Origin of the sequence: Streptomyces sp. NBC_01803, assembly GCF_035917415.1 — a bacterium.
GTDB lineage: Bacteria > Actinomycetota > Actinomycetes > Streptomycetales > Streptomycetaceae > Streptomyces.
Genome location: NZ_CP109073.1, coordinates 4,588,167 through 4,603,786 on the forward strand (window position 1 = coordinate 4,588,167; position 15,620 = coordinate 4,603,786).

The 15,620-nt window shown below is 75.2% G+C and carries 14 protein-coding genes, 1 tRNA gene and 1 pseudogene; 6 read left to right on the forward strand and 10 right to left on the reverse strand.

Features of this window, described 5'->3' with window-relative positions; genetic code table 11:
• Window positions 1–101: 101 nt before the first annotated feature.
• A complete protein-coding gene (locus OIE51_RS20810) occupies window positions 102–1,430 on the reverse strand; it encodes a hypothetical protein (protein WP_326599259.1) in 1,329 nt (442 codons plus the stop codon).
• A gap of 100 nt (window positions 1,431–1,530) precedes the next feature.
• Between OIE51_RS20810 and OIE51_RS20815 the strand changes: the two genes are divergently transcribed.
• A tRNA-Val gene (locus OIE51_RS20815) sits at window positions 1,531–1,602 on the forward strand.
• 310 nt (window positions 1,603–1,912) lie between these two features.
• Entirely contained in the window at window positions 1,913–2,719 is an 807-nt protein-coding gene (locus tag OIE51_RS20820) for an SAM-dependent methyltransferase (protein ID WP_326599260.1), read from the forward strand.
• Window positions 2,720–2,767: 48 nt separating this feature from the next.
• Here the strand turns inward: OIE51_RS20820 and OIE51_RS20825 are convergent, their stop codons facing one another.
• Entirely contained in the window at window positions 2,768–3,445 is a 678-nt protein-coding gene (locus OIE51_RS20825; protein WP_442811979.1) for a DedA family protein, read from the reverse strand.
• 164 nt (window positions 3,446–3,609) lie between these two features.
• Between OIE51_RS20825 and OIE51_RS20830 the strand changes: the two genes are divergently transcribed.
• Entirely contained in the window at window positions 3,610–4,173 is a 564-nt protein-coding gene (locus OIE51_RS20830; RefSeq protein WP_326599261.1) for a superoxide dismutase family protein, read from the forward strand.
• A gap of 278 nt (window positions 4,174–4,451) precedes the next feature.
• Window positions 4,452–5,057 carry a TMEM165/GDT1 family protein gene (locus OIE51_RS20835; protein ID WP_326599262.1) on the forward strand — a complete coding sequence of 202 codons (606 nt, stop codon included), beginning with the start codon at window positions 4,452–4,454 and terminating at the stop codon, window positions 5,055–5,057.
• An 18-nt stretch (window positions 5,058–5,075) separates the two neighbouring features.
• On the opposite strand, the gene OIE51_RS20840 is transcribed toward OIE51_RS20835, so the two are convergent.
• Window positions 5,076–5,741: an HAD-IA family hydrolase gene (locus tag OIE51_RS20840; protein ID WP_326599263.1), complete on the reverse strand. Its 666-nt coding sequence runs from the start codon at window positions 5,739–5,741 to the stop codon at window positions 5,076–5,078.
• A 330-nt stretch (window positions 5,742–6,071) separates the two neighbouring features.
• Window positions 6,072–6,507 (reverse strand): annotated as a pseudogene (locus OIE51_RS20845) (MFS transporter); the annotation flags it as partial.
• A gap of 267 nt (window positions 6,508–6,774) precedes the next feature.
• Between OIE51_RS20845 and OIE51_RS20850 the strand changes: the two are divergent.
• A complete protein-coding gene (locus OIE51_RS20850) occupies window positions 6,775–7,581 on the forward strand; it encodes a peptidoglycan-binding protein (protein ID WP_326599264.1) in 807 nt (268 codons plus the stop codon).
• A gap of 31 nt (window positions 7,582–7,612) precedes the next feature.
• On the opposite strand, the gene OIE51_RS20855 is transcribed toward OIE51_RS20850, so the two are convergent.
• From OIE51_RS20855 to OIE51_RS20880, 6 genes are all read right to left on the reverse strand, one after another.
• Window positions 7,613–8,479, reverse strand: coding sequence for an ECF transporter S component (locus tag OIE51_RS20855; protein WP_326599265.1), 867 nt, complete (start codon window positions 8,477–8,479; stop codon window positions 7,613–7,615).
• Window positions 8,476–10,101 (reverse strand): ABC transporter ATP-binding protein, encoded by a 1,626-nt coding sequence (locus tag OIE51_RS20860; protein ID WP_326599266.1) that lies wholly within the window; start codon window positions 10,099–10,101, stop codon window positions 8,476–8,478. Before OIE51_RS20860 ends, OIE51_RS20855 begins: the two co-directional genes overlap by 4 nt.
• Window positions 10,098–11,237, reverse strand: a complete 1,140-nt coding sequence (locus OIE51_RS20865) for a CbiQ family ECF transporter T component (protein WP_326599267.1) — start codon at window positions 11,235–11,237, stop codon at window positions 10,098–10,100. The genes OIE51_RS20860 and OIE51_RS20865 overlap by 4 nt, the downstream gene beginning before the upstream one ends.
• A gap of 2 nt (window positions 11,238–11,239) precedes the next feature.
• The gene (locus OIE51_RS20870; RefSeq protein WP_326599268.1) at window positions 11,240–11,929 is read right to left on the reverse strand and encodes an SCO2322 family protein; all 690 of its coding nucleotides are present in this window, start codon (window positions 11,927–11,929) and stop codon (window positions 11,240–11,242) included.
• Window positions 11,926–13,293, reverse strand: coding sequence for a prenyltransferase/squalene oxidase repeat-containing protein (locus OIE51_RS20875; protein WP_326599269.1), 1,368 nt, complete (start codon window positions 13,291–13,293; stop codon window positions 11,926–11,928). The genes OIE51_RS20870 and OIE51_RS20875 overlap by 4 nt, the downstream gene beginning before the upstream one ends.
• Window positions 13,294–13,555: 262 nt before the next feature.
• The gene (locus tag OIE51_RS20880) at window positions 13,556–14,167 is read right to left on the reverse strand and encodes a TetR family transcriptional regulator (RefSeq protein WP_326599270.1); all 612 of its coding nucleotides are present in this window, start codon (window positions 14,165–14,167) and stop codon (window positions 13,556–13,558) included.
• 149 nt (window positions 14,168–14,316) lie between these two features.
• Here OIE51_RS20880 and OIE51_RS20885 point away from each other — a divergent pair, with 149 nt between their 5' ends.
• The gene (locus tag OIE51_RS20885) at window positions 14,317–15,618 is read left to right on the forward strand and encodes a glycosyltransferase family 4 protein (protein ID WP_326599271.1); all 1,302 of its coding nucleotides are present in this window, start codon (window positions 14,317–14,319) and stop codon (window positions 15,616–15,618) included.
• Window positions 15,619–15,620 lie beyond the last annotated feature (2 nt).

Genomic DNA, 15,620 nt, shown 5'->3' on the forward strand with positions numbered 1-15,620 from the left:
CGCTCCTCCTCGGCGCTCTCGCTCGGCCTGCTCGACCGTCCTCCTCGGTCACTCGACCGTCCTCGGTCGGGAGCACTCCGCGTACCCGTCCGGGAGGGTTCTTAACGCCCGGACCGGATCGTCTCCACCACGGCCGCGACCATGCCCCGCACGGCCTCGGTCTCGGTCAAGAACAGCCAGTAGTCCGGGTGGCGCCCGCCGCTCTCCAGCGTCTCGATCGCCCGTTCCAGCCGCTCCACCGCCGCGTCCAGCGGCCGGGCGTGGCGCGGCTCGGGGAACGTCCGGCCGGTCATCGCCAGCCGCTGCGCGTCGCGGACCACGAACCGGGTCTTCTCGATCTCGCGCTTCGGGTCGAACGACACCTCGTTGAGCCGCCGCAGCCGCTCCCCGGCCGCCGATACCGCCTCGTCGGTGCGGCCCAGCAGCGCGTGCACGTCCTGGAGCAGGACCGTGGCCTCGGCGAACCGCCGCTCCTCGCGCGCCCGCCGCGCGCGGGCCAGCACCTCGTGCGCCTGCCGCACGGACTCGGCCGCCTGCCCGGGCACCCCCCGCAGGTCCTGCCAGCAGGCGGCGCTGAAGCGGCGGCGCAGCTCGCTCAGCACGGGGTCGACGTTCCCGGCGCGGGTGGTGATGGCCTCGGCGCGGGTGCGCAGGCTGGACAGCCGCTTGTCGATCTCGGCCGCCAGCCCCGGCAGCCGCCGCGCCTCGGCGGCGATCGTCTCGGCCCGCCGCCGCACGTCCTCGGCGCGGCGGATCGTCGGCTTGATGCCGTGTCGGCCCGCGCCCTCGTTGAGCAGCCGCAGCTCCGGGCCGAGCGCGGCGAGCGCGGCGGCCAGGTCGTCGGCCGGCAGCCCGGCGGCGCGGGCGCCGTCCAGCGCCCCGGTCGCCGCCCGCAGCGCCTGCCGGGCGCGCTCCACGGCCGGGGCGACCTGCGCGAGCTGCGACTCGGCCCGCTCGGCGAGCGGCCCGAGCCCGCGCCCGAACCGCTCCAGCTCCTCGCGGGCGCGCGTCAGCTCGTCCCGGACGCGCAGCAGCTCCTGCCGGGCGCGGGCCGCCGCTCCGGCGTCCAGGGCGCCGCTGTCGAGGTCGTGCGCGTCCACGACGGCGATGTACTCCTGGCTGACCCGGTCGACGCGCTGCCCGAAGGCGGCGAAGTCGGCGGCGGCGAGCGCGGCCTGCCGGGTGTCGTCGGCGGCGGTGATGGTCTCCACGGTGATCCGCAGATCGCGCTGCGCGCTGTCCAGCTCGTAGAAGGCGTCGGCGGCGGCGTCCTTGGCCCGCTGGGCGTCCGCCCGCAGCTCCTCCACCCGCCCGCGTCCCCAGCGCCGCGCCCCGGCCCCGGCGAAGGCCGCCGGCAGGACGGCGAGCAGCAGCAGTGGCGGCAGCAGCACCGAAGCGGCCAGATCCCTCGCTCTGCGCGTCGCTGCCACGTGCCCTACTCCCCACGTAAACCGGCCAGGTGCTCCCCGGCGGCCATTCTCCCACCAGCCCCGGCCTCACGGGCGGCCGTGTAGGCTGTGGCGCGATCCCGGGTGCATAGCTCAGCGGTAGAGCGCCGCCCTTACAAGGCGGATGTCGGCGGTTCGAACCCGTCTGCACCCACCCTGTCGTCCCCCTTCACCCGACCCGGCGGAGCCGGTCGGACGCGGCGGTGACACCCGTCGGCCCGGACCGGGCGATCACGGCAATCATGGCAATCACCAGGGCAGCGCGGGGACATCGCGTGCCGGAATCCTTGACGCCCGCCGCGCGGCGCGGTGTTGTGCGGCGCGGTGTTATGGGTGGGCCGATTTATCGACCCGGAGTGACGCGGCCGACCGCGGCCGGAATATGCCGGGGACGTTCGTAGGAATGATCAACGAACGTTATTCTGCGGGCTGTTGATCCATTCTGGAGCCGAGGGAGAACCCGCGTGGAGGACCGCTCGCCGCTCGATCCGCGGACCGACCAGCCGCATTCCGCCCGGATGTACGACTACTTGCTGGGCGGCAAGGACCACTACACGGTCGACGGCGAAGCCGCCGAGAAGGCGCTGACGTCGTTTCCCATGCTGCGCACCGCCGCCCGGGAGAACCGGAAGTTCCTCGGGCGGGCCGTGCGGTATCTCGTTCATGAGGCCGGGATAAGACAGTTCATCGATCTGGGCTCCGGCCTGCCCACGGCCGAGAACGTGCACCAGGTCGCGCAGGCCGCCGATCCCGACGCCCGCGTCGTCTACGTCGACAACGACCCCATCGTCCTGGTCTACGGCAGCGCCCTGCTCGCCAAGGACGCGCGGACCGCCGTCATCCGGGGCGACATCCGGGAGCCGCGCACCGTTCTCGACCACCCGCAGACCCGGGCGCTGATCGACTTCGACCGGCCCGTCGGAATCCTCGCGGTGGCCGTGCTGCACTTCGTCGGGGACGAGGAGGACCCGGCGGGCATCATGCGGACCCTGCGCGAGGCCGCGTCGGCCGGCAGTCACTTCATCCTGTCGCACGCCACCGCCGACATCGCGCCCGAGGCGGCGATGGGCGTGCAGAGCGCCTACCGCTCGCAGGGCGTGCCGCTGACGCTGCGCGGCCGGGAGCGGTTCACCGAGTTCTTCGAGGGGCTGGAGATGGTGGAGCCGGGCGTACAGGTCGTCTCCGACTGGCGGGCCACCGAACCCGAGGAGCAGCGGCCCGACCACGCCGACGTCTCCTGGTACGGCGGCATCGGCCGGCTTCCGGGCTAGGCGGTGTCTCCAGGGGCCGGTGGCAGCCCCAGGGGCCGGTGGGCGGTCCTAGGGGCCGGTGGGCGGGGGGTCGGTGACGGCCGGGCGCAGGACGCGGGCGGCGACGATGCCGGCTGCCGCGAGGGCGATCAGGGAGAGGCCGGTGCTGAACCAGCTCGCGCCGAGGAGCTGACCGCCGAGGTAGCCGACGCCGACGCTGTAGCAGGTCCACACGACGGCGGCCAGCGCGGACCAGGGCAGGAAGTCCCGCGCCCGGCGGCGGGCCACGCCCGCTCCGAGACTGACGACGGCGCGGCCGGCCGGGGCGAACCTGGCGAGCACGACCAGCGGGCCGCCGCCCTGGCTGAGGGCGGCCTCCAGCCGCTTCTGGGCGGCGGACAGGCGGCGGGAGCGGGCGATGGCGTGGCCGAAGCGGCGCCCGCCGCGCAGGGCGAGACGGTACGCCAGCAGGTCGCCGACGATCGACGCCGTGGTGGCGCAGAGCACGAGGAGGAAGAGCTGCGGCAGCCGGCTGTCGGGGTAGGGCGAGGAGATTCCGGCCACGTCGGCCGCGGTGCCCGCGGCGATGGTCGCCGCCGTCACCACCAGCGCGCCGCTCGGAAGCACGGGCACGAAGACATCCAGCAGGACGGACACCGCGATGATCACGTAGATCCAGGGGGCGTAGAGCAGTATCCCCAAGGTCTCCTGCACTTGATCCCCGTTTCCCCTGTTGTTCGATGCCATCCGCGTGACTGGACAGGACGCGGTCTTGCGCGTGTTGGTTCCGCCGTACAGCGTACGCCTGTGTCCTTCGCCCGGCGCATGCGGGTGCGTGTGGCGGGTGTCTCAGGATCCGGTACGGGCAGGGTGCTGCCCACGGGGTGAACGACCATCCAAGGGAGCAAGTGATGAAGGCAATGGTCACGGGGGCGGTCGCGATGACCGCGGTGCTGGCGACGGCGGGGACCGCGGTCGCCGCGGACGGTCCTGGAACGGGCGGGCTCGTGTCTTTCGGGCAGTTCCGGTCGGTGGCCGCCGCGACGGCTGAAGTGCCGGAAGCGGTCACGTATGACGAGGAATTGGTGCCGGAGGGCGCCGTGATCCTGGTCACCGAGGCGGTGCGGGAGGGCCGCACGACGATCAAGGTCGTCGTCGGCGGTCTGGTGCCCGGCCACACGTACGGCACGCACGTCCACACGGCCCCCTGCGGCGCGGACCCGGCGGCCTCCGGGCCGCACTATCAGAACGTGGCGGGCGCGGCCACGCCGCAGAACGAGGTCTGGCTCGACATCACGGCCAACGCGCTCGGCTTCGGCTACGCGGTGGCCGAGCAGGACTGGGTGTTCCGGGAGGGTGGCGCGAACGCCGTCGTGCTGCACGAGCACGCCACCTCCCACGGGCACGACGGCGGGACGCCGGGCACCGCCGGTGACCGGGCGGCCTGCTTCACGGTCCCGTTCGAGGGCGAGTGAGGGCCGTATACACGTGAGGGCCGCATACCGAGGGCCCTCTACAGTGGAGGGGTCTGAAGGGGAGTAGCTCTTCGCCGGACCGTCGACATACTGGCCCGTCGCCGCCCGCCGCCCATGGCGGGCGGCGACGGACCCGGCGCCCGGAGCGGAGGGACCGCGTGCCGCGGCCCGCCGCCAGCGAGACCTTCGGCCGACAGTGTCATGGACGCTGCCGTGCCGAAGCCCCGCATCCCCGCGGACCTGTGGCACGGTGGCCCGAGTTCGATTGAGGATCCGCCGTGTTCAGCTTCTCCGTCGCCGCCGTCGTCTTCGGCGTCATCTTCCTGGCCGAGCTTCCCGACAAGACCGCCCTCGCGGGCCTGGTCCTCGGCACCCGTTTCCGTGCCTCCTACGTCTTCGCGGGCGTCGCGGCGGCGTTCGTCGTGCATGTCGCCCTGGCCGTCGCGGCGGGGAGCGTGCTGACGCTGCTGCCGCAGCGGCCGTTGCGGGCGGTGGTGGGGGCACTCTTCCTGGGCGGCGCGCTGCTCCTGCTGCGGGAGTCGCGGACGGGCGGCGAGGAGGGGGACGAGAAGGGGGACGAGGAGGTCAAGGAGCCGGCCGCCCCGTCGTTCTGGCGGGTGGCGGGCAGCGGCTTCACGCTGATCCTGGTCGCGGAGTTCGGCGACATCACCCAGATCATGACCGCGAACCTGGCCGCCCGCTACGACGACCCGCTCTCGGTGGCGATCGGCGCGGTGCTCGCCCTGTGGGCGGTGGCCGGTCTCGGCATCCTGGGCGGCCGGGCCCTGCTGAGGCGGGTGCCGCTGCACCTGATCACGCGGGTCGCGGCGGTCGTGATGCTGGTGCTCGCCGGGTTCAGCTTCTACGAGGCGATCATGGGCTGAGCGCGGTCGCGCGCGAGCTCACACGCACGCTCGGGCGCGCACGGTCAGGTGGACCGAGCCGTCGGGGAGCGGCTCGGCCCGGACCTGGTGGAGGGTGTCCGCCCAGGCCGTGGGGGACTGGGCGACGGCCCGGGGGCCGATGCCTATCACGCGCATGCCCGCCGCCCGGGCAGCCGCGATGCCCGCGGGGGAATCCTCGAAGGCGACGCAGTCCGCCGGGGAGACGCCCAGCTCGGCGGCGCCCTTCAGGAATCCCTCCGGGTCCGGCTTGCTCGCGCTGACCGACTCCGCCGTGACCCGGACGTCCGGCAGCGGCAGTCCGGCCGCCGCCATCCTGGCCTTCGTCAGGGGGGCGTCGGCCGAGGTGACCAGGGCGTGCGGGACGGACGCGACGGCGGCCAGGAACGCGGGGGCGCCGGGGACGGGGACGATGCCGTCCAGATCGGCGATCTCCTTGGCGAGCATGCGGGCGTTGTCCGCGTGGTTCAGCTCCATCGGCCGGTCGGGGAGCACCTCGGCCATGGTGGCGTGGCCCTGGCGACCGGGCATGACCGCGAGCACCCGGCCGGGGTCGAGGCCCATCTCCTCGGCCCACTCGCGCCAGACCCGGTTCACGACGGCCTCCGAGTTCACCAGGGTGCCGTCCATGTCCAGCAGGAGGGCCCGGGCGGTCAGCGAAGCCATGGGGGGCACCTCCCGGCGGTGGCTGGGGGACGTGGGCATCGCGGTGGCGCTCCGTGTCGCGGCGGAGGGGGCGGAGGGGGCGGAGCGGTTGGGAAAGGCGGGGAGAGCGGGGAAGGAAGCCAGTGGCCCCGCCCGAATCTGGTCGGGGACACGGGCGGAACCACTTTGTTCTTCCACGGTACAAAACGGGGGCCCTCTCGCGCCACCCCTCGTGCGCCACCGATTTCCACCGATCCGGTCACCTCCGGCCGGGCGCCCCGTTCAGCTCCGCGCTCAAGTCCCGCTCACCAGCTCCGACGGATCGCGCGGCCGGTCCGGTCCCCACCAGTCGCCGAGCAGCGGTCCCAGGACGCTGGTGGCCCGAACGCCGCGCCGCACAGCCCTGGTGCCGGCCGCGTTCGCGGGGCGACACGAGGTCTCCGACGATCGCCATCGACAGGACGATCAGCCCGCCGGCGCCCAGCCCCTGGAGGAAGCGGAAACCGATCGGCCCGGGTATGTTCCGGGCCGGACCGCGCAGCGCCGAGCCGATGAGAAAGATCACGATTGCCGTCGGGAAGAGCCTCTCGCGGCCGTACTGGTCGCCGAGCTTTCCCCACAACGGGGTGCCCGCGGTGGAGGCGAGGAGATGGGCGGTGACGACCCACGAGAGGTGGTCGAGACCGTCGAGGTCGCTGACGATCGTGGGCAGCGCGGTGGCCGCGATGGTCTGGTCGAGCGCGGCCAGGGAGAGGCCCAGCGGCAGCGCGCCGAGTGACAGCCACAGCGTGCCGCGGGTGTGCCCCGCCCGGCCCGCCCGGCCCGCCCGCCCCGGACGGCCCGGACGGCTCCGGGCCGATCGGAGGGGAGGGCCTCGCCTGGGCCATGGGCGCCTCCTCGCGATGATCCGCGCGCTTCGAACGCTTCTGGGTGGTCGCACTTCCTTGCGGTTACCTTGACCCGATATGACGGAATCGGCTTGTTGAGGAAGGCCCCGGCGTCGCCCGGACGGGTGGTGCATAATCGCTGCCAATCGACCGGTGGGGAGGGCGTGATGGCCGACCAGCTCGACTGCCTGATCTGTGGTCGCGCGGTACGGCCGAACGGTGAGCCGGATTGCGAGTGCCTCACCCACTCCCTCTCCCGCCCGGTCGGGCCGCCGCAGCACGGTCCCGATCCCGCCGACGTCGCGCTGTTCGACGAGCCGGGCGACCCGCTGTTCTTCGGCCCGCGCCGTCCGTACGCCTCACACCGCAAGCCGCGCCAGCGGGCCCGGATCGCCGCCGCCGCCGGGGGCGCCGTGGCGGCGGTGGTGGGCTGCACCGCGCTCGCCGCCTCGCTGCTCGGCGGCTACGGCCGGGCGGGGCACGACGAGGACGGGCCCAGTCTGTCCCTGCCCGACGGCGCTGACGCGCTGCCCGACCCGGACGGCGTGCGGGACGAGACCCCGACCGGGGACGCCGAGCCGCCCGGGACGGAGGGCGGGGCGGGCCGGGGCGAGGACGCCGTCCCACCGGTGACCGCCGGGCCGTCGGAGGCCGGCGGGTCCACCGGGACGGCCGATCCGGATCCGCCGCCCCCCTCGACGGAGACGGGCGGGCCGACCACCGATCCGACGCCTGACGCGAACGACGCCCCGGTGCTGAGCGAGGGCGACCGGGGCTCCGAGGTCGCCGAGCTCCAGCGGCGGCTGCGGCAGCTCGACTGGGCCTACAACGGCGGGCTGCACGGCCGGTACGACGACGAGACCCGCCGCGCCGTGGCCCGCTTCCAGGAGGGGAACGGCGTGACCGGCGACCCCGAGGGCGTCTACGGCCACGCCACCCGCGCGATGCTGGAATCGATGACGACCGAGCCCTGAGCCGCCGACCCCGCCCGGCGGCGGCTCGCTGTCAGTCCTCGAAGCGCGCGGGCACGTCGAACGCCGCCCGCCGCGTCGCCCGGCGCAGGGCCCGCAGCACGGTCGCGCCGCAGGTCAGGATGAGCACCACGGTGAGCAGCGCGCGCGGGACATCCCAGCCGAGCGAGGTGGCCAGCACGTAGGAGAGGTAACGGGCCAGGTTCTCCGGCAGCGGATCGCCCGGGACGAACGAGATGCCGGTGCTCATGCCCGCGATGTAGGGCCAGCCCTGGAGGTTCATCACCAGGCCGTAGAACAGTGACGACACCGCGCCGTATGCCGCCAGCAGCGCCAGCTCGCCGCGCCCGCGCAGGGAACGCCCCCCCGGCAGCAGCCCGGCGCCCATCGTCACCCAGCCCATGGACAGCATCTGGAACGGCATCCACGGCCCGACCCCGCCGGTCAGCAGCGCGGACGCGAACATCGACACCGAGCCGAGGACGAACCCGAAGCCCGGCCCCAGGACCCGGCCGGCGAGCACCATCAGGAAGAACATCGGCTGGAGCCCGGCCGTACCCGCGCCGAGCGGGCGCAGCGCGGCACCGGCCGCCGCCAGCACGCCGAGCATCGCGACGGCCTTCGCGTCCAGCCCGGTGTCCGCGATGGTGGCCGCCGCGACGGCCAGCAGCAGCGGCAGCAGCAGCGCGAACAGCCAGGGCGCGTCCGAGGAGTGGGCGAGCCCGGACGACGAACTCGCCAGCAGCGGCCAGCCGAACGCGACCACGCCGGTCGCCGAGACCAGCGCCAGCGCGGCGGCCGAGCGCGGGCCGAGCCGTACCGGCCGTACCGGTCGCGCCGGTCGCCGCGCTCCGGCCGCGGGACCGGTGGTGCCGGGACCGGTCAAGTCGGGATCCGTCATGCCGCGTCCGGGAGGCCGTCGAGGGCCGCTTGGATCTGATTCACCGTCAGCCATCCCTGCGGAGCCAGGATCTTGGCCACCTGCGGGGCGAACGACGGCGAGGCGACGACCACTTCGGCCGTGGGTCCATCCGCGACGACCTCGCCGTCCGCCAGTACCACGACGCGGTGGGCGAGTTCGGCGGCCAGCTCCACGTCGTGCGTGGCCAGCACGACGCAGTGCCCGGCCGCCGCCAACTCCCGCAGCACGCCCGCCAGGCGCGCCTTGGCGGCGTAGTCGAGGCCGCGCGTCGGCTCGTCCAGCAGCAGCACGGGCGGCGCGGCGGTGAGGATCACCGCCAGCGCGAGCGCCAGCCGTTGGCCCTCGGACAGGTCCCTGGGGTGGGTGTCGTCCGGCACTTCGGGCAGCAGCCGGGTCACCAGGGCCCGGCAGGTGCCGGGCGCGGCCCCGGCGTCGGTGTCGGCGCCCGCGCACTCGGCGGCCACCGTCTCGGCGAACAGCAGATCGCGCGGGTCCTGCGGCACCAGCCCGGCGTGCCGCAGGAGCCGGCCCGGCTCGGCGCGGTGCGGGACGACGCCGCCGATCAGCTCCACGCTCCCGGCGGCCGGCGGGTGCATGCCGACGAAGGTGCCCAACAGGGTGGACTTCCCGGCGCCGTTGCGGCCCATCAGCGCGACCGTCTCACCGGGCCGTACCAACAGGTCGACGCCGCGCAGGACTTCGACGCGGTCACGGCGAACGGACAGGCCGCGGACGGTCAGCAGGGGCGCTCCGCGGGCGGGACCGTCCCCGCCAGCCGGCTCGTGGCCGACGAGGCGCTCGCGCAGCCGCCCGGCGGCGCGGCGGGCGTCCCGGACCGACAGCGGCAACGGGTCCCAGCCCGCCAGCCGGCCCAGCGCCACCACGGGCGGGTGCACGGGGGAGCGGGCCATGATCGCGGCCGGTTCGCCCAGCACGGGCGCGGCTCCCGGCGCGGGCAGCAGCAGCACCTGGTCGGCGTACTGCACGACGCGCTCCAGGCGGTGTTCGGCCATCAGGACCGTCGTCCCCAGGTCGTGCACGAGCCGCTGGAGCACGGCCAGCACCTCCTCGGCGGCGGCCGGGTCGAGCGCCGAGGTCGGCTCGTCCAGCACCAGCACGCGCGGGTGGAGGGTGAGCACCGAGCCGATGGCGACGCGCTGCTGCTGGCCGCCGGAGAGCGTGGCGATTGGCCGGTCGCGCAGCTCGGCCAGGCCCAGCAGGTCGAGCGTCTCCTCGACGCGCCGCCGCATGGTGGCCGGTGGCAGGCCCAACGACTCCATGCCGTAGGCGAGTTCGTCCTCGACCGTGTCGGTGACGAAGTGCGCGAGCGGGTCCTGCCCGACCGTTCCCACCACATCGGCGAGGTCGCGCGGCCGGTGGGTGCGGGTGTCGCGCCCGGCGACCGTGACCCGGCCGCGCAGCGTGCCGCCGGTGAAGTGCGGCACCAGCCCGGAGACGGTGCCCAGCAGCGTCGACTTGCCGACGCCGGACGGGCCGACGAGCAGGCACAGCTCGCCCTCGGGCACGGTCAGGTCCACCGGGCCCAGCGCGGGCGCTTCGGCGTCCGCGTAGGTGACGGAGACCTGGGAGAAACGGATCACGGGCGGGCCTCCTCGGTACCGGAGATGACGCCGGGGCGCGGCGGGCGCGGGGCGACGAACGCGGGCAGCAGCCCCAGCAGGATCGCCGCGGCGGGCCCCGGCGGGAAGGCGGGCGCGGTCAGCGGAACGGCGGGCGGGTTGAGCGCGGCCGGGTCCGCGCCGCCGGTCCAGGCGACGAGCACGGTGACGGCCGCTCCCGAACCGGCCACCAGCCACGCCCGCGCGCCCCAGCGATCGGGCCGGTACCGGGTGCGGGGGCTGCGCCGCCCGCCCAGCCACAGGCCGCCGAGGGCGGCCAGCAGCCCGGCGAGCAGCAGCGGCAGCCCGTAGCCGGCGCCCTCGGCCGCCAGCAGCCCGTACGATCCGGCGCACACGCCCAGCAGCCCGCTGAGGGTGAGCGCGGTGGTGGTGCGCCGGACGGCGGGCGGCACGTCGGCGGTCCGGCCGTAGCCGCGGGCGTCCATCGCGGCGGCCAGCGCGACCGACCGTTCCAGGGCGCCTTCCAGGACGGGCCGCGCGACGCCGATCACCGCGCGCGCCCCCCGGTCGGCGCGCCCGCGCAGCCGGCGCGCGGCCCGCATCCGCAGCAGATCGGCGACCAGCCGGGGCGCGAACGTCATGGCCACCACCACCGCGACGCCCATCTCGTACAGCGCGCCGGGCAGGGACTTCAGCAGGCGGGCGGGGTTGGCCAGGGCGTTGGCCGCGCCCAGGCAGATCAGCAGGGTCGCCAGCTTCAGCCCGTCCTCGAACGCGAACACCAGCGACTCGGCCGTCACCCGGCCGCCGATCCGCACGCCCCGCGCCCACGTCGGCAGCGGCACCTCGGGCAGCGTGAACACGACCGTCGTGCCGCCGATCGGGGAGCCCAGGACGACGGCGAAGAAGACCCGCATCGCGATCACCAGGGCGCCGAGGACGAGGAAGAAGCCGAAGGCGTACGCCCATGGCGCGTCGGTGCGGCGCGCGGCGACCACGTAGCCGGCGACGGTGATCAGCAGGGCCAGCAGCAGCGGGTTGGTGGTGCGGGACGCGGCGGCGGCCAGGCCGAGCGCCCACAGCCACCAGGCGCCCGCGTGCAGGGCGTTGCTCCGGGTGGCCAGGGGCGCGCGCGGCCGGGCGAGGAGGTTCGGCATGCCTACCGTCGGCGCCGGGCGCGTATCCAGGCCGCGACGGCCAGCGCGGCCACGGTCCCGGTGCCGGCCAGCACGGCGACGGCCGAGCCGCCGCCGTCGCCGCTGTCACTCGCGTCGCCGCCGCTCTCCTCGGAGAGCTGGTCGGCGCAGCCGCGGGCCGGGTAGCCGGCGATGGCGCAGAGCAGGGCGTCGGAGTTGTACCGCAGCGGCTCGGCGACCCCGGCCAGCGCCTCGGCGGCCGTGGCGCCGCCGTCGACCTCGGCGCACTCGGTCCGCGCCTCGGGCGGTGTCTCGCTCCCCGGCGCGTCCCCGGGGGTGCCGAAGTCGATGACGAGGGCGACCCGTTCGCCGCCGCCCCCGTCGGCACCCTCACCCCCGTCGCCGCAGACAGCCCCGAAGTCGCCCGCCCCGCGCGGGACCCGGGTGTCGGACGACTCGGCGCTCACGGCGAAACGGAACCCGAGCACGTCACCGTCCCGGACCCGGAGCGTCCCCGGCCCCTGCGTGGCGTACGCCCACTGCCGCTCGTCGCCGTCCCAGGTCCAGAAGGACCAGTACCGGTACGCGGAGTCGTCGGCCGACGCGGGCGCCGCCCCGAGCCCGGTGAGGAGCGCGGCGAGACAGAGCGGTACGAGCGCGGCGGCTCTGCCGGGTATCGCGGTCGGCCGCCGGGCCGGTGGGGGAGGGGTCATGCCGGGTCGCCGGTCCTTCGGGCGCGGGCCCGCAGGCTGAGGACGACGCCGATCGCTATGCCGGCGATCAACCCCACGGCCAGGACCCAGGTCAGGGCGCCGGCGCCGGAGTCGTCGTCCGAGGCGTCCGCGTCCGCCGCGCCGTCGGCGCCGCCGGGGGTCTCGTCGGGGGCCGGGCCCAGCGCGTTCAGCTGCTCGATCAGGTCGGCGCCGCCGAAGTCCTCGGGGGAGACGTCGCCGGCGTGGGCGGCCAGCACCAGCATGCCCAGGGACGCCGGGCTGTTCGCCAGATCCGGCCACTCGCCGTGGTGCTCGCCCAGCCACTCCAGGGCGCCCTGGCGGGCCTCCTCGTGGCCGCCCGCCGAGAGGGCGATCACGGCCCTGGCCGTGGTGGCGTAGTCCGGCTGCTCCTCGCCGCCGGGAGGGACGGAGACGAGGTGCTGCTCGCCGTCCGCCAGCAGGCCCGCCAGCCGGGCCGCGCCCGCCGAGGCCGAGGCGACGCGCGGCGCGGAGGCGTCCTCACCGGCGGCCTCGTCCGCCTCGTCCGTCTCCTCCGCCTCGTCCGCCTCGCCCGTCTCCTCCGCCTCGTCCCCGTTCCCGTCGCAGTCCAGCGGCGCGACCGGCGCCGCCGTCACGCTCTCGGGGGCGACGAGCAGGCCGCTGCCGTAGGAGGCGAGCACCGCGTCCACCGTCGCCAGGTCGCTCGCGAACAGCTCGCCGGTCGTCTCGTCCGGCTGCCACGCGAACGCCCCGCGCTCCTCCGCCGGCGCGTCGCAGCCGAGCTGGAGCCCGGCCAGCGCGTCGAACGGGGAGTTGCCGTCGCGGACCACCTCGGCCGGGTCCTCGCCCGCCGCCGCGAACGCGCCGACCACCACGCCGGTGGAGTCCGCGTCGGTCGCGCCGCCGGGGTTGTAGCTCCAGCCGCCGTCCTCGTTCTGCACGCCGGTCAGCCAGGTCAGCCCGGACGAGACCGCCTCGTCGTGGCCGCCGAGCGCGGCCAGCGCCTGGACGGCCAGCGCCGTGGCGTTGGAGTCGGCGGCCGTGACGTCGTCGCACGGCGCGGACACGTCCGCGCGGAAGGAGAGGAACGAGCCGTCCGCGCACTGCTGGCCGAGCAGCCAGTCCACCGCCTCGTCGGCCGGCGCGTAGCCGGCCGCGTCCTGCGCCAGGAGGGCGATCGACTGCCGCCACACCCCGTCGAACTGCGGGTCGGCCGCACCGAAGAGCGCGTCGGACGACGGGTCGTCCGGGTCGGCGGCGAGCGCGGCCGGGGCCGTGGCCGTGAGCAGGACGGCGGCGCCGGCGAGCGCCGCGGCGGTGTGTCGCGCGCGGCGCGCGGTGGGCGCGGGGCGGGGGTGGGACACGCGGATGCCTTTCGCTGTGCTGGTCCGCCGGCACGGCTGACCACCACGGCGCGGCGACGCGCTGCGGGGCACCGGGCTCAGCGCCGTACTCCTCGACGGTGCCGGTCACCGGGCGGGCGACCGAACGGCCAGTGCGGCCCGCGGGCAGGCGCTCCGGCTCGCGGGGCCGGCCGCTCGTCCAGGGCGGTGCGGCTCCGCTCACGGTTGCGGGTCAGCGCCGGATTCGCACCGGCTTCCCCCGCCGCGGGCGAACTGATGCCGGTCACTCTATCGGCGCGGAAGAGCGGCTCACGAGGCGGCAGGCCGTTTCGATGTCCTGGTGGGCCTGGGCGAGCGTGATGTTCCCGGACAGCCAGTAGACCAGCGTCGACTGCCAGGTGTGCGCGATGACCCGGAGGGCGCTCAGGCTCCGCTCGGTCTCCTCCTCGGACAGGCCCGCGGCGTCCCGCAGCAGCGCGGCGGTCACCCGCGACACGGCGCTGACCTCCGCCCGCACCGAGCCGTCGGCGAACAGCAGGGCCCGCAGCATCGCCTCGGCCAGGCGCGGCTCGCGCTGGTGGGCGCGGAAGGCGCGCTTGAGGGTGCGCACCAGCCGGTCCCCGGGGTCGCGCTCGGTCAACGGGCGCGCCCGCAACGTCTCGTGGAGCTGCTCCAGCTGGTCGCACAGGACGGCCACGAGCAGGTGGATCTTGGACGGGAAGTACCGGTAGAGGGTGCCCAGGGCCACCTGGGCGCCCTCGGCGACCTCGCGCATCTGCACGGCGTCGAAGCCGCCGGCCGCCGCGAGCGCGGTGCTGGCGTCGAGGATGCGTCGCCTGCGGGCCCGCTGCCGCTCGGTGCGCGCGGGAGCGGAGGGCTGGGGTCGGGTCGTCATGACGGGCGCTCCCGAGGCAGGCTCTGAAACTGGTTGCAGTTTACTCATCGCGCCCACGTGGTGATAATCACCTGACTCGGCGCATTCCGGTTCCCGGACGGCGCGTTATCTTCAGTACCCGCGAGTAGCAGCTAAGTGAAGGAGCGGGCGTGGCGGCTGAGGCTGGTGTGGATCGCCCCCTTCGCGTGGCGCTGCTGAGCTACAAGGGGAATCCGTTCTGCGGCGGCCAGGGCGTCTACGTCCGGCATCTCTCCCGCGAACTGGCCAGGCTCGGACACCGGATCGAGGTCATCGGCGCGCAGCCGTACCCGGTCCTGGACAAGGGGGTGACCCTCACCGAGCTGCCGAGCCTCGACCTCTACCGGCAACCCGATCCGTTCCGCACCCCGAAACGCGACGAGTACCGCGACTGGATCGACGTCCTGGAAGTCGCCACCATGTGGACCGGCGGCTTCCCCGAGCCGCTGACGTTCTCCCTCCGTGCCCGCCGCGAACTGGCCGCCCGCCGCGCCGACTTCGACGTCGTGCACGACAACCAGACGCTCGGCTACGGCCTGCTGGGCTTCGAACGCCTCGGCCTGCCCCTGATCACCACGATCCACCACCCCATCACGGTCGACCGCCGGCTGGACCTGGCCGCCGCCGAGGACCGCGGGCGCCGCCTGTCCGTGCGCCGCTGGTACGGCTTCACGCGGATGCAGAAACGTGTCGCCCGCCGTCTGCCGACCGTGCTCACCGTCTCCGGCTGTTCCCGCCGCGAGATCGTCGAGGACTTCGCCGTCCCGGCCCACCGCGTGCACGTCGTGCCCATCGGCGCCGACGCCCGCGTCTTCCACCCCGACCCGGCGACCCCGAAGGTGCCCGGCCGGATCGTCACCACCTCCAGCGCCGACGCGCCTCTCAAGGGCCTGGTCCACCTCATCGAGGCACTGGCCAAGCTCCGCACCGAGCACCCCCGCGCCCACCTCCTCGTCGTCGGCCACCGCCCCGCGACCGGCCCGGTCGCCGACGCGATGGACCGCTTCGGGCTGCACCGCGCCGTCGAGTTCCGCAAGGGGATCAGCGACGAGGAGCTCGCCGCCCTGGTGCGCGGTGCCGAGATCGCCTGCGTCCCGTCCCTCTACGAGGGCTTCTCGCTGCCCGCCGCCGAGGCCATGGCCTCCGGCACCCCCCTCGTCGCCACCACCGGCGGTGCCATCCCGGAGGTCGCGGGCCCGGACGGCGAGACCTGCCTCGCCGTGCCGCCCGGCGACGCGGACGCCCTGGCCGCCGCCCTGGCGCGTCTCCTCGGCGACGAGGAGCTGCGTTCGAGAATCGCCCGCGCGGGCCGCGACCGCGTCCTCCGCCGCTTCACCTGGGAGCAGGCCGCCCGCGCCACGGCGGAGCACTACCGCGCGGCGCTGGCCGAGAAGACCGCCCGGGCCGAGACGCCCGCGCACCGAAGGAGCTGACC